This is a genomic window from Sanguibacter gelidistatuariae (genome assembly GCF_900096585.1).
GTDB classification, from domain to species: domain Bacteria; phylum Actinomycetota; class Actinomycetes; order Actinomycetales; family Cellulomonadaceae; genus Sanguibacter; species Sanguibacter gelidistatuariae.
The window spans coordinates 373,704-386,823 of sequence record NZ_FMYH01000001.1 but is presented as its reverse complement, the minus strand read 5'-3'; the positions used below and the strand labels follow the sequence as shown (position 1 = coordinate 386,823).

Sequence of the window (13,120 nt, the reverse complement as noted above, 5' to 3'; positions counted from 1 at the left end):
GCCCCGACCCCCGCCGCCCCGCCGCTCCAACGCCGTCGGATCCCGTGAGTGCCGGGTTCTACAGGCGAAATGCGGCGTTTATTGTGTAAAATCCAGCACTCAGCGGGAGGGGAGGGGGTCAGGGGGCGAGCTCCCAGGCGTCGTCGGGGCGGTGGTGGGCGGGGGGTGGGGTCGGGACGAAGTCGGCGTGGGGCCCGGGGGTCAGGTACGTCCGGGCAAAGGTCAGGGACTGCGCGACGTCGTCGTGGCGCTCGGCGGCGGTGCGGGCCTTGCGGGTGCCGATCTCGATGACGACGTCGCCGGTCCACCCGGAGCCGCTCAGGTGCTGCAGCAGCGCTGCTGCCGGCTGGGAGCCGCGGCCCGGCACGAGGTGCTCGTCCATCCCGGAGTCGGTGCCGTCGGTCAGATGGACGTGGTGCAGTCGGCTCCCGAAGGCCTTGGCCATCGCCAGGGAGTCCTGGCGTGCTGTCGCGGCGTGGGACAGGTCCAACGTCACCGAGTCGTAGTCGTGCTCGGTCGGGTCCCAGCCGGGCAGGTACGCGCCGTAGTCGTGCTTGCGTGGGCGCCACGGGTACATGTTCTCCACGGCGATGGTCAGCCCGGACTCGGCCGTGAGCTCGTGGACCTGGTCGACGAACTTGCGGGCGTACTTGCGCTGCCACGCGAACGGCGGATGCACGACGACGGTGCTCGCCCCGAGCGAGGACGCCATGTCCACCGCCTTGGCGAGCTTGGGGCCGGGCTTGGCGCCCCAGACGTTCTGACTGACCAGGAGGGTGGGGGCGTGGATCGAGCGGATCTCGACGCCGGACTGCTGGGCCAGGTGGGCGAGGGCGTTGTCGTCCTGTGTGGTCGAGTCGGACCACACCATGACCTCCACGCCGTCGTAGCCGAGCTCGGCGGCGAGCTCGAAGGCGTAGGCGACCTTGCGCGGGTATACCGATGCGCTCGACAGGGTCACCTTGATGGCGGCGTCGCTCGGGGTGGTCGGCTGCACGTCCGGTGCGATGTCAGGCATACCGTTCACACTAGTGCCGCGAGCAGGTCACGAGCCGTGCGACGTGCGGACCGTGGGTCAGCAGGGTTGAGCAGGGGTGAGCAGGCCCAGTGTCCGGTAGAACTGGATGATGAGCATCGAGTTCGTCCTGCTGAGCGAGCACCCCGAGCACGCCGACGTGTGTGCGGCCTGGTCCTTCGGCCTGTGGGGTAGCCAGAGCAGCAGCACCCTCGCGCGCGCCGTCGCGAAATTCACGCCGCACGAGGACACCGATGCCGACGACGCGAGCCTCGAGACCGTTGTCGCCGTCAAGCACGGACGGGCGATCGGGATGGCGAGCCTGTGGCCGAGCGACCTCCCCGACCGGCCCGACCTCTCGCCCTGGATGGCCGCGATGTTCGTCCACGAGGAGCATCGCGACCTTGGGCTCGCGACCCGGCTGGGCAGGGAGGTCGAGGACCTGGCCCGCGCTCGCGGCGTGGGCACCCTGTACCTGGTCACCGAGCACGCAGAGCTGCTCTACCTGAAGTCGGGGTGGCGCGTGGTGGACAGGGTGACGACCGTGCTCGGACCGGCCGCGCTGATGACCAAGACGCTGTAGCCGCAGCGGCTTAGGATGCTCGGATGCAGATGCTTGGCCGTTCACGAATCGTAAGTGATTCGTTTCCTGCTTCATTGGCTGCTGCTCCCGAGGGAGTCTGATGCTGCCTCCACAGGCATTTTGCGTCTCCGGGGAACTTCCCGGCGACGGTCGTACTGGTTAGGCTACGAGGCCCAGCAGGTTGCGGGCGGCGGTGACGTCACGATCGTGAACGATGCCGCACGGGCACGTCCACACCCGATCAGCCAGGGTGAGTTCGGTGTTGATGACCCCGCACGCCGAGCACAGGCGCGAAGACGGGAACCAGCGGTCGGCGACCACCAGACGCGACCCGTACCAGGCTGCCTTGTAGGCGAGCTGGTGCAGGACGGTGGCCCACCCTGCGTCGGAGATCGCCCGGGCGAGCCTGCGGTTCTTGACCATGCCTGCTACGTGCAGGTCTTCCACGACGATCACGGACTTGGTTCTCGCCAGTTCCGTCGTGAACTTGTGCCCGAAGTCCGCCCGCGCGTGAGCGACGTCCAGATGCACCTGGGCAACCTTGCGGACGGCCTTGGCACGGTTGGCCGACCCGCGCTGGGTGCGCGCCAGGGCCTTGTTGAGCCTGGCCAGCTTGCGCTGAGCTCGGGCCAGATGACGCGGGTTGGCGACCTCCACCACGGTCCCGTCCGAGGACGCGATGGTCGCGTAGGTCTTGATCCCGAGGTCGATGCCGACGACCGGGCCATCAGTGGGCGCGCGGTGGTGGGCGTTGATATCCGTGCGGTCGACCTCGACCTGGAAGGACACCCACCACCGCCCCGCCACCCGGGAGGCAGCACCGCCCAAGATGCGCGCCCGGCCCTCTGCCAGGCGCCCGGTGAGCCAGGTGGCATCCTCCCGAGTGCGGACCACGCCCACAGCTGGAATGTGCATGGCGCGGGCACCTGTGGGGTGAATGCGATCGGAGTCCATGCGGAACCTGCCACCATCCTTACGCCGGCGAAAGCCGGGGAACCCAACCTTGCGGCCCCGGCGCGCCCCGGCCTTCGACGTCGACCAGTTCGACAAGGCCGCCGCCAACGACCGGCACGCCTCCTTCGGCACCCGCGAAGACATGCGCTCACCCGCGAACCACGGGTATGTCGCCGCAGTCTCGCGCCAGTACTTCTCCAACCCGGGACCCGACCACGACTGGACTGGCGTCAGGTCCGCATCCACGATGCCGTACGACCGCTCAGCCGCGCGTTGATCCATCACGGCCTTGACGCGCGCGAGGCAATGGTTGAACACCACCCGATGCAAACCCTCATGCGCGGACAACCGCCCGGCCTGCTCAGGCGTGGGCGCGAGCTCGAGCCGGAAACCCTGCAACGTCATCTCACCACCCACTTCCCCAATTGCCAGCCAGCCCATCGTGCACCTCACCACCGACACCAGAGGCAACGGCCCCGCACCTGACCCTCGTGCGCCTGCGCTCACGCGCCGAGGTCGAGACCTGGGTGCGCACAGTGCGCCGCAGCGGGTGGTCCCAGACGTGAGTCTCGGACCACCCGCTGCGCCGGCAACCGGCTGGCCGGCTGTCAGCCGAGCTGGGCGCGCACCGCGCGAGCGGCCTCGACCAGGTGCTTGAGGGACGGCGTCGTCTCGGCGTAGCCGCGGGTCTTGAGCCCGCAGTCGGGGTTGACCCACAGCAGGGCTGGGTCGACGGACTTCACCGCGAGCTCGAGCAGCTCGGTGACCTCGTCCTGGGAGGGCACGCGCGGGGAGTGGATGTCGTACACGCCAGGGCCGACCCCGCGGGAGAACCCGGAGGCGTTGAGGTCCGGCAGGATCTCCATGCGCGAGCGGGCGGCCTCGATCGAGGTCACGTCCGCGTCGAGGGCGTCGATCGCGCCGATGACCTCACCGAACTCGGAGTAGCACAGGTGCGTGTGGATCTGGGTGTCCGGGCGAACCCCGGCGGTCGAGAGCGTGAAGGAGCTGACCGACCAGTCGAGGTAGGCCGCCTGGTCCGCCTTGCGCAGCGGTAGCAGCTCGCGCAGCGCGGGCTCGTCCACCTGGATGATCGCGATGCCGGCGGACTCGAGGTCGCCGATCTCGTCGCGCAGCGCGAGGCCGATCTGGTTCGCGGTCTCGCCCAGCGCGATGTCGTCGCGGACGAAGGACCAGGCCATGATCGTCACCGGTCCGGTGAGCATGCCCTTGACCGGCTTGGTCGACAGCGACTGCGTGTATTCGGTCCAGCGCACGGTCATCGGCGCCGGGCGGGACACGTCGCCCCACAGGATCGACGGGCGCGTGCAGCGCGAGCCGTAGGACTGCACCCACCCGTTCTGGGTCACCGCGAAGCCGTCGAGCAGCTCGGCGAAGTACTGCACCATGTCGTTGCGCTCGGCCTCGCCGTGCACGAGGACGTCGATGCCGATCTCCTCCTGCAGGTCGACGACGCGCTTGATCTCCGCGCGCATCTCGTCCTCGTAGGCCTCGAGGGAGAGCTCGCCCTTGGCGTGGGCGGCGCGCGCCTTGCGGATCTCGAGGGTCTGCGGGAACGACCCGATGGTCGTCGTGGGCAGGAGCGGCAGGTTGAGCCGCTCGGCCTGCGCCGCGCGCCGCTCGGCGGCCGGGCCGCGGTGGAAGTCGCCGTCGGCCAGGGCAGCCGTGCGCTCACGGACGTCTGCCGCGACGACGCCCGCAGCGGTCGCGCGGGAGGCGACGGCCGCGCTCGCGGCGACCAGCTGGGCGTCGATGGCCTCGCGGCCCTCGGTCAGGCCCTGCGCGAGGGTGACGACCTCGGTGACCTTCTCGTCTGCGAAGGCCAACCAGCTCTTCAGGGTGTCGTCGAGGTCGGGCTCGTCGGCCGTGGTGTGCGGCACGTGCTGGAGCGAGGTGGACGTGCCCACCGTGACCGCGCCGGCGCCGAGCACCTGGAGGCGTTCGACGATCTCAAGCTTGGCGGACAGGTCCGCGCGCCAGATGTTGTGGCCGTCGACGACGCCGGCGACGAGGGTCTTGGTCTCCAGGCCGGCGACCGGGCCGGTCGGCGCAGAACCCTTGACGAGGTCGATGGCCAGGGCCTCGACGTCGGTCGCCGCGACGACGACGAGCGCCTCCTGCAGGTCGCCGAAGGGGGCGCCGAGCAGGATGGCCGGGCGGGTGGGACGGGTCAGGTCGGTCGCGAGCGCGCGGTAGGCGGCAGTCACCGCAGTGAGCACGTCGGCGAGCGGCACGTCGATGTTGTCGGTGACCAGGGCCGGCTCGTCGAGCTGGACCCAGGTCGCCCCGGCGGCGGCGAGAGCGGTGAGCACCTGGGCGTAGACGGGGAGCAGGTCGGCGAGGCGGGAGAGCGGCTGGAAGCCGGCCGGTGCGTCGTCGGCTGCCTTGCTGAGCAGCAGGAACGTGACCGGGCCGACGAGCACGGGGCGGGTCGTGACGCCGTCGGCCAGGCCCTCGGCGAACTCGCGGACGATGCGGTCGCTCGCGAAGCGGAACTCGGTGTCCGGGCCGATCTCGGGGACGAGGTAGTGGTAGTTCGTATCGAACCACTTCGTCATCTCGAGCGGGGCGTCCTCGCCTGCGCCGCGGGCAACGGTGAAGTAGCCGGCGAGGTCGAGGGTGCCGTTGGCGTCGGTGAGCCCGGCGAAACGGGTGGGCACGGCGCCCACGGTCGCCGCGGCGTCGAGCACCTGGTCGTAGAAGGAGAAGGTGCCCGGGATCGCGGCGTCTGTGGCCGAGAGGCCGAGGGAGACCAGGCGGTCGCGGGTGTTCTTACGCAGGGTCGCGGCTGTGGCCTCGAGCTCGGTCGCGTCGATCCGGCCGGCCCAGAAGGACTCGACGGCCTTCTTGAGCTCGCGGCGCGGGCCGATGCGGGGGTAGCCGAGGACGGTTCCGGCGGGGAATGCCGGGAATGTTCCCTGGGGGGAGATGGAGCTGCGCTCGTGAGGTGTCGTCATGGTCATCCCTTTAGGTGAGAACTGCAGGTATTGGGGATGCGCCGACCCACGGCCCGCTGGCCAGGTCAGAACCAGTGCCGGAGAAGCCCGGGTGAACTGGTTCGCCGCCGAGGTGTACGCCCTCGAGCAGGTCAAGTGCGGCTTCGTGCTTGTTGAAGGTGTAGATGTGCAGGCCCGGGGCTCCGGCTGCGAGGACGGCGTTCGCGAGCTCGACCGAGGCGCGAATACCGAGAGCGTGGCGTGCGGCCGGGTCGTCGAGAGCCTCGAGCTCACGGACGAGGGCCGACGGCGCGGGGACACCGGTGAGGGACTCGACCCGGGCGAGCCGGGACGGGTCGGTCATCGGGAGCAGCCCCGCGAGGATCGGGATCGTCACACCGGCCGCGCGGGCCTCCGTGACGAAGTCGATGTACGTGCTGGCCTCGTAGAAGAGCTGGGTGATGGCGAAGTTCGCGCCTGCCTGCTGCTTCTCCAGGAGCCGTTGCACCTCTTGGGTGCGGGTGGTGCCGGCGGCGAGGTTGCCGTCGGGGAAGGTGGCCACGGCGATGGTCAGCGGTCGGGCCGCAGAACGCAGGGCGGTGGACGGGTTGGACGCGCACCGGGTGGCCTCGACCTCGCGCAGGAGCGCGACGAGTTCGTCGGAGGAGTGCACGCCGTCGGGGTGCGGGCGCCAGTCCGGCTGGTCGCGCGGGGGGTCCCCGCGCAGCGCGAGGAAACTGCGCACACCCTCGGCGAGGAACTCGTCGATGACCTCGGCGACGTTGTCCCGGGAGGCGCCGACACAGGTCAGGTGGGCGATCGGCAGGACGGGTGCGTGCTCGAGGATCCGGCTGATGACCGTGCGGGCCGTGTCGCGGTCCCCGCCGGCCGCGCCGTAGGTGACGGACACGAAGTCGGGGCGTGCGGCGATCAGACGCTCGACCGTCCCCCAGAACTTCGGGGCGGCTGCGGGGTTGCGCGGGGGCATGAGCTCGAAGGAGATCGTGGGGCGCTGGCGCGTGGGGGGACGGATGTGGGCAGCGTTCAGCTCGGGTGCTGCGTGGGCCGTCGCCGGAGCGCTCGGTGGTACGTCGGAAGCCGTCATGAGGTCTCTCCATCGGACCTGGCGTTAGCACCCGCACCCTCAGGAGGCTTCCATTGTGGGGGGTTGCTGCGGTGTCGACGAGCCAGGACTCTCAACCGCTCTGGATGGTAGTCCCACCCTAGAGGGCATCCAGCAGGCGGGCTAGAGGCTCTCGAAGCGTGAGACGAATCCGTCTGGGAAGGCTCGCATCACCCGCTGAGTGCGGTCATATGGCTGCCCAAACCGGACATCGGGCAGCCATTCGGCCGCACTCAGCGGGTGGTGGGCGAGGGTGGCGGTGCTCGACCGGGGTGGGTGTGGGGCTTGCCCGGGTGGGTGTGGTGCGTGCCCGGGGCAGGTGCGTCAGCGGCGGCGGCGAGGCTCGGTGGGTGGGAACTCGCCGTCGTCGGACCCGTCGTCGGCCGCGAAGAGCAGCTCGTGCAGCTGGACCTGGACCTTCTCCACTCGAGGGACGTCGTGCAGCACGACACCGGCCTTGTCGGTCGCGTCGGAGATGATGATCGTGCCGCAGCCGAGGAGCCGGTCGAGCAGGTCCTTCTCGTAGGTCACGTCGTTGATCCGGTACAGCGGGATGTCACGGCCGGTGCGCGTGATGATCCCGCTGCGGGTGATGAGGCGGCGGTTGGTGATCGTGTAGCGGGAGGTGATCCAGCGCAGGAACGGCATGAAGCTCCACAGCAGGATGATCACCACGGCCACGCCGAGGATCGCCCAGCGCAGGCCCTGCTGGGCCGAGCCCTCCGGGGCCATGAGCGCGAGGATCACCCCGGCGACGACGGTGACCACAAGGACGAGCATCGCCACGAAGAGGGCCTTGACGTGCGTGCGGAGGTTGAGGACGACGTACTCGTCCTCGCCGAGCGTGCTCTGGATTCCCATGGCGAGCATCCTGCCACAGCGGCCCCGAGGAGGGTATGGTCCAGGGCTCGCTGGGCCGACGCTCAGGCGTCGAGCCAGCCGGCCTGCGCGGCGCGCACGCCCGCCTGGAAGCGGCTCTCCGCCTCAAGGGTCTCCATGATCGCCGAGACGTGCCGTCGGGCGGTGCGCACGCTGCACCCCAGCCGCCGGGCGATGACCTCGTCCTTGTGGCCCGCGGCGAGCAGCGCCAGCACAGCCCGGGAGGTGTCGTCGAGCTCGGTGTCCGACCCGGCCGGCTCGACGTCGATGGGAAAGTCTTGCGCGAGCGACCAGGTCGCCTCATAGACCTGGATGAGGTAGCCCACGAGGTCAGGGTCGCGGACCAGGAGGGCGCCCTTGGGGCGGCCGTCGACGAAGCGGCTGAGAAAGGCGAGCTCCCCGTCGTAGATCAGCGTGCGCGCGGGGACGAGCGGGATGGTGCGGATCTTCGCGCCGGCCGGGATGGCCAGGGCCGCATACCGCTGAGCGCCGAGCTGCGTCCGGGTGCTGTGCTGGAGGATCGACCTCAGCTCGACGCCACGGGCCATCATCTCCTGGTCGTTCTTCCACGACGTGCGGACGTTCTCCGGATTGAGCCCGTTGCCCGGGTGCGCGCACCAGCACTGCTTCTGGGTGTCGCGGATGATCCGGGACAGGACGGTGTTGACCTCCTCGCCGGTCTCGATCACCTCGATGCCGGCCTCGGAGTAGCTGCCGGCCCGGGAGTCCAGGTAGCCGGGGAGCAGCGCCAGAAACTGTGCCCGGCGTTCGGCGATGTCCAGGCTGAGGCGGGCGACCTGCTCCTCTTGATCGGCCAGCAGGCTCGTCGCGGCGAGCTCGGGCGCGACGGCCACCCAGGAGACATGGTGGGAGCCCTGGTCGCCGGACGACCTGCGGATGAGCCGCGCGGCCTCGAGGGACGCCAATGCGACGTCGACCTCGTCGAAGGGCAGGCCTAGGCGGTCACGGGCGACCGCCCGATCGAGGCCTGGGTTCGACGCGGTGAAGAGGTAGACCTCGCGGGCGGTGTCGCTGAGCCCGAGGCGCATCGCGGTCTCGCTCGCCACCTGGTCGCGTGGGCCATCGGGTGCTGGCATGGCGCCCCTTCGGGTGTGCGACGACGGTGCCCTCGAGCCTAGCTCATCACCGGGCCGCAGATACGTCGAGACCGCCGAGGGGTTCTACGAGTCCGCAGGCCAGACGGCCAGGGCCCACGACCGGGCCCACCGGTTGCGCAGCCCTTCGCAGGCCTCCGTCGTCAGCACGTAGGAACGGGTCTGCTCGAACGGCCGGATCGCCCCGTCGGCGACGAGCCGTCGGATCTGGTTCGCGGCGGCCGCGCGCGGCACGTCGAGCGCGGTGGCGATCGCGGACTCGTTGAGGACCCCGTCCAGGGTCACCGCGGCCTCGAGCCGCTCGGCCAGGTCGAGGGTCTCGTCAGTGAGAGTGTTCATGGCATTCACCTCTTGTCGGCGAGGGCTCCTCCGCGCGCGGGGTGCTCTCGGCGTCGAGCGCCCGAGCGACCGCTCCGAGCCTGGCTTCCTCGTGCGGGAGGAAGCCGAGGCGGTTGAGGAGGAGGTGGGAGTGGATGAGGGTGAGCCGGGTCGGGGAGCTGGGGAGGTCGAGCTCGCGCGACCGGTCGAGGAGGCGCTCCAGCCCGCGCGACCACCGGTGTCGCCACTCGGTCGCGACCGAGCTCGAGCGGAGCTCGGCAACCTGAGGCCCGAGGGAGTAGGTCGCCAGGGCACTGAGGTCGAGGGCGAGAAGCGTCGGGGCGACCGCGTCGTGGCGGTGGCCCCAGGTGGCCTCGTGGCGGTCCCAGTACTCCTCCCAGGCACCGGCCCCGCGATGCGGGTCCGAGACCTGTCGGCTCAGCAGCACGTGGGCGGCGTCGTGCAGGAGCAGGGCGCCGAGGGCGGCGCGGGCGGTCTCCCGGGAGAGTTCCTGGGCGGCCCAGACCGCGAGGTCGCAGCTGAGCTCTTCGAAGGACTCGGCGAGGTCCGAGGCGGCTGCCCCGGTCTCCTGGCCCCCCTGCGGCCAGGACACCGCGGTGTCCGATCGGTCTTCTGCCGTGATCCAGCTCGCAGGCAGCAGCTGTCCCACACGTGCGGTTCCCAGCAGCGCCAGCATGAGCGAAGTCCGGGTCGAGCTCTGGTGCCAGGTGAAGCTCCATCTCAGGAGCCCCTGTGACCGGGCCTCTTGCACAAGAGGCCCGATCACATCGCTGATGACCGTGTCGCGTGGCTGCAACCCCCCGGTCCCTAGCCTCGCGAACCACCAGTCAACGTGGGACGTCGAACTCGGCCGCATCGTGCTGACTGTGCTCATGATGTGCACCCTTCAGGTCGAGCGGACGTGCCGGTCAGTCCTGCCATGCACTCCCGTTCAGCGGCTGGGCCACACCAGGGTTCGTCCCGATGGGCTTCTTCGTCGAACTCGTCCCGACGAGGACGGACCCCGATGTGGTGACGACCTGGGTCGTCCCCACCTGCGGAGCGGGTACTTGGGCGGAGGCAGCTGTCCCAGCAGCCAGGACCAAGCCGGTGGCGAGGACCGCCGCTGAGGCGATGCTCGCCGATCGCGTGGCTGCAGATCGGATGATGTTGTCCATCAGACTCTCCTAGCGCTGGTGGTACTGGTGCCGGGGTGGCTCCCCTGCCGGAATCAATGATCCAGCCCTTCGGATGGTGCCGGACAGCGTTTGCCGGTGGCATGAAATGACGTGTCCGACCCGGGGAGGTGCGTGGCTGAACAGCGCGCCGCGCAGCCCCGCTTCTGTCCCGGGAGCGGGCGTGGCAATGTCCTGCCATGGCCTGTTGTTCCCCCAGCCGAAGGGGGCCGGTGGGCCGCTGAAGTGCACAGATCGGACGTGTCCGCCGCGTCTGCACCCGCAACGAAGCGGAGGTGCATCCGCGGCCGACACGTCGCTAGGGTGTGTTGGTGACCAACACAGAGACATATGTCATCACCGGCGGAACCGTGCACACCGGGCAGCGAGTCGTGCGAGGGGGCTGGCTGGCCGTCGCGGACGGGCTGGTCGCCGGGGTCGGCGAGGGCGAGGTCCCTCCCGACTGGAGCGATCTTCCCCGGGTGGACGCAACTGGCCACCAGGTGGTGCCCGGCTTCGTCGACATCCATTCCCACGGCGGGGGCGGCGCGGCCTTCGGTGCGGGCTCCTCGATCACAGACAGCGCCCGCACGGTCATCGCCACGCACCGCTCCCACGGGACGACGACGATGATCGCCAGCCTCGTCACGCAGCCCATGCAGGTCCTGCGGGAGGCGGTGGAGGTCCTTGCCGACCTGGTCGAGGCGGGCGACCTCGCCGGCATCCACCTCGAGGGTCCCTGGCTGAGCCCCCTGCACCGCGGTGCGCACGACCCGAACCTGCTGCGCGAGCCGACCATCGAGGACATCGACTTCTTGCTCGGCGCGCGACCTGGCGCGGTCAAGGTCGTCACCATCGCGCCCGAGCTGCCCGGTGGGCTCGACGCCGTGCGGCGCATCGTCGGCCATGGCGCGATCGCGGCGATCGGGCACACGGACGCCGACGCCGCCATGGCCACCGCCTCGGTCGACGCCGGAGTCACCCTGGCCACGCACCTGTTCAACGCGATGCTGCCGATCCACCACCGGGCGCCCGGCCCGGTCCTAGCCCTGCTCGAGGACCCCCGCGTGGTGGTCGAGGTCGTCGCCGACGGCGTGCATCTGCACCCCATCACCCTCGAGCACGCGGCGCGCTCGGCAGGCGTGGGCCGCACGGTGTTCGTGACGGACGCCATGGCGGCCGCCGGGGTCAGCGACGGGGAGTACCTGCTCGGCGACCTGGTCGTCGACGTGGTGGACGGTGTCGCCCGGCTCCGCGAGGGCGGCTCGATCGCGGGCAGCACGCTCACCCTCGACGTGGCGCTGCGCTACGCCACGACCGTCGCGGGGATCCCCTTCGAGGATGCGCTCGCGGCGGTCACCACGACCCCGGCTGCGGTGCTCGGCCGCACCGACGTGGGAAACCTTGAACCGGGAGCACGTGCCGACGTCGTCGTGCTCGACGAGACGGTGACGGTCCGGGACGTGTTCCGGTCCGGCGAGCGCCTGGTCTGACGCGGCCCGGCCGGACGGCCTGGATCGACGAGGGGCCCGGAAGCCAATGGCTTCCGGGCCCCTCGTCGATCCGCCGGTCAGGCCCAGCTGATGGCCTCAGACCGGTAGAACGCCAGTCCTTCGCCAGCCCACCAGGTGCCGTGCTGGGCGAGGGCGGTGGCGAAGGCGGGGAAGTCCTTCGGAGATCCCCAGGCCACCGAGGCCAGCGCGGGCAGACGAGGCAGGACCAGCATCGTGATGTCGTCGAAGGACCTCAGGGTCTCGGCCCACAGGCAGGCCTCGACTCCGATGATGGACTCCGCCGGGATGCCGGGAAGCTCGGCGACCGGGTCCCAGTCGTAGGCGTCCTCGATGTCGGTCAGGCGCGCCCAGTCGAGGCCGAGCTCGAAGTCCGCCGTGTACTTCTGGTCGAGGTAGGCGCGGGTCGCGGGGGAGGCGATGAATGTCACGTCCTGGGCGAGGGCGACCGCGGCCAGGTGGCCGGTCTCGATCTGCGGGTTCCAGAACTGCAGGCGCGTCTGGGCGGGGAGCTCTGCGACGGACGCCTCCTGCCAGAAGGTCAGCTTCTTGCCGTACTTCGCGCCGACCTCGGCCAGGCGCTGCATGTAGACCCGATAGTCCTCGTCGCTCAGCGTGAGCGACTCGTCCCCGCCGAGGTGGATGTACTCCCCGCGGGTGTGCTTGGACACCGAGGCTACGACGTCTTCTACGAAGCTCCATGCGGCGTCGGAGGTCAGGTGCAACGCGCTGAAGCCGACCTTGGTGCCCAGGTACGGCTCCCGGGGTTCGCCGTCCGGGCTGATCTCGGGGTAGGCGATCTGCGCCGCGTGGGTGTGGCCGGGCAGGTCGATCTCCGGGACGATCGTCACGTGACGGGCGTCGGCGTAGTCCTGGAGGTCCTCGTACTCGGCAAGGGTGAGGAACCCGCCCGTGCCGCCGCCGACATCGGTCCCGGAGGCGAGCTCGGTGAGCAGCGGGCGGGTCTCGATCTCCAGGCGCCAGCCCTGGTCGTCGGTCAGGTGCAGGTGCAGGATGTTCATCTTGTAGGCCGAGGCGAGGTCGATGACGGCCTTGATGTCGCGCGGGCCGAAGAAGAACCTGCTGATGTCGAGCATGACGCCACGCACCGGGTAGGCGGGGTGGTCGGTGATCTCTACGACCGGGACCTGTCCCTCGCGGACGAGCTGGGTCAGGGTCTGCACGGCCCAGAACGCACCTGCCTCGTCACGTGCACGCAGCGTCCACCGCTCCGGCGACAGTGTGAGGGTGTAACCCTCGCTGGGAAGCGTCTTGTCGGACGCGGTGGCAACCTCGACCGGGGTTGCCGGCGCGGTCTCTGCGGCGGCCACGGAGATTCGCGCGGCCAGGTCGGCGGCGCGTGGTGCCCAGGTGCTGAGCGAGGCCACGAGCGCGTCGCGGTCCTCGGTCCGCAGCGGTGACCCGGGACCCTCCGAAATTGTCACATTCTGTGGGGCCGGGAGGACTGGAACGGGCATTATGCTCTCCTT

12 protein-coding genes and 1 riboswitch are annotated in these 13,120 nt (G+C 70.2%); of the genes, 2 read left to right on the top strand and 10 right to left on the bottom strand.

Annotated elements, in window-relative coordinates; translation table 11 throughout:
- Positions 1–118 precede the first annotated feature (118 nt).
- On the bottom strand, positions 119–1,018 hold the full coding sequence (locus BLQ50_RS01715) for a sugar phosphate isomerase/epimerase family protein (protein WP_093180732.1): 900 nt from the start codon (positions 1,016–1,018) through the stop codon (positions 119–121).
- Positions 1,019–1,127: 109 nt separating this feature from the next.
- Here BLQ50_RS01715 and BLQ50_RS01710 point away from each other — a divergent pair, with 109 nt between their 5' ends.
- A complete protein-coding gene (locus tag BLQ50_RS01710) occupies positions 1,128–1,598 on the top strand; it encodes a GNAT family N-acetyltransferase (RefSeq protein ID WP_175558981.1) in 471 nt (156 codons plus the stop codon).
- Between the two features lie 159 nt (positions 1,599–1,757).
- Here the strand turns inward: BLQ50_RS01710 and BLQ50_RS01705 are convergent, their stop codons facing one another.
- The 8 genes from BLQ50_RS01705 to BLQ50_RS01670 all read right to left on the bottom strand — a co-directional run bounded on the left by BLQ50_RS01705 (position 1,758) and on the right by BLQ50_RS01670 (position 10,122).
- Complete coding sequence (locus tag BLQ50_RS01705) at positions 1,758–2,957, bottom strand: RNA-guided endonuclease TnpB family protein (RefSeq protein ID WP_093180728.1); 1,200 nt, start codon at positions 2,955–2,957, stop codon at positions 1,758–1,760.
- 203 nt (positions 2,958–3,160) lie between these two features.
- The gene (gene metE, locus BLQ50_RS01700; RefSeq protein ID WP_093180727.1) at positions 3,161–5,530 is read right to left on the bottom strand and encodes a 5-methyltetrahydropteroyltriglutamate--homocysteine S-methyltransferase; all 2,370 of its coding nucleotides are present in this window, start codon (positions 5,528–5,530) and stop codon (positions 3,161–3,163) included.
- 10 nt (positions 5,531–5,540) lie between these two features.
- A complete protein-coding gene (locus tag BLQ50_RS01695) occupies positions 5,541–6,614 on the bottom strand; it encodes a methylenetetrahydrofolate reductase (RefSeq protein ID WP_093180725.1) in 1,074 nt (357 codons plus the stop codon).
- A 6-nt stretch (positions 6,615–6,620) separates the two neighbouring features.
- A riboswitch (SAM riboswitch) is annotated at positions 6,621–6,725 on the bottom strand.
- 231 nt (positions 6,726–6,956) lie between these two features.
- Complete coding sequence (locus BLQ50_RS01690) at positions 6,957–7,493, bottom strand: PH domain-containing protein (protein ID WP_093180723.1); 537 nt, start codon at positions 7,491–7,493, stop codon at positions 6,957–6,959.
- Between the two features lie 62 nt (positions 7,494–7,555).
- Positions 7,556–8,608 (bottom strand): helix-turn-helix transcriptional regulator, encoded by a 1,053-nt coding sequence (locus BLQ50_RS18905; protein WP_093180722.1) that lies wholly within the window; start codon positions 8,606–8,608, stop codon positions 7,556–7,558.
- A gap of 84 nt (positions 8,609–8,692) precedes the next feature.
- Entirely contained in the window at positions 8,693–8,965 is a 273-nt protein-coding gene (locus BLQ50_RS01680) for a hypothetical protein (RefSeq protein ID WP_093180720.1), read from the bottom strand.
- The gene (locus tag BLQ50_RS01675) at positions 8,949–9,641 is read right to left on the bottom strand and encodes a hypothetical protein (protein WP_139185683.1); all 693 of its coding nucleotides are present in this window, start codon (positions 9,639–9,641) and stop codon (positions 8,949–8,951) included. The genes BLQ50_RS01680 and BLQ50_RS01675 overlap by 17 nt, the downstream gene beginning before the upstream one ends.
- Before the next feature lie 232 nt (positions 9,642–9,873).
- Positions 9,874–10,122, bottom strand: coding sequence for a hypothetical protein (locus tag BLQ50_RS01670; RefSeq protein ID WP_093180717.1), 249 nt, complete (start codon positions 10,120–10,122; stop codon positions 9,874–9,876).
- Between the two features lie 329 nt (positions 10,123–10,451).
- On the opposite strand from BLQ50_RS01670, the gene nagA reads away from it, so the two are divergent.
- Positions 10,452–11,612: an N-acetylglucosamine-6-phosphate deacetylase gene (nagA, locus tag BLQ50_RS01665; protein ID WP_175558980.1), complete on the top strand. Its 1,161-nt coding sequence runs from the start codon at positions 10,452–10,454 to the stop codon at positions 11,610–11,612.
- A gap of 77 nt (positions 11,613–11,689) precedes the next feature.
- Here the strand turns inward: nagA and BLQ50_RS01660 are convergent, their stop codons facing one another.
- Positions 11,690–13,108, bottom strand: coding sequence for a family 20 glycosylhydrolase (locus BLQ50_RS01660; RefSeq protein ID WP_093180714.1), 1,419 nt, complete (start codon positions 13,106–13,108; stop codon positions 11,690–11,692).
- Between the last annotated feature and the right edge of the window lie 12 nt (positions 13,109–13,120).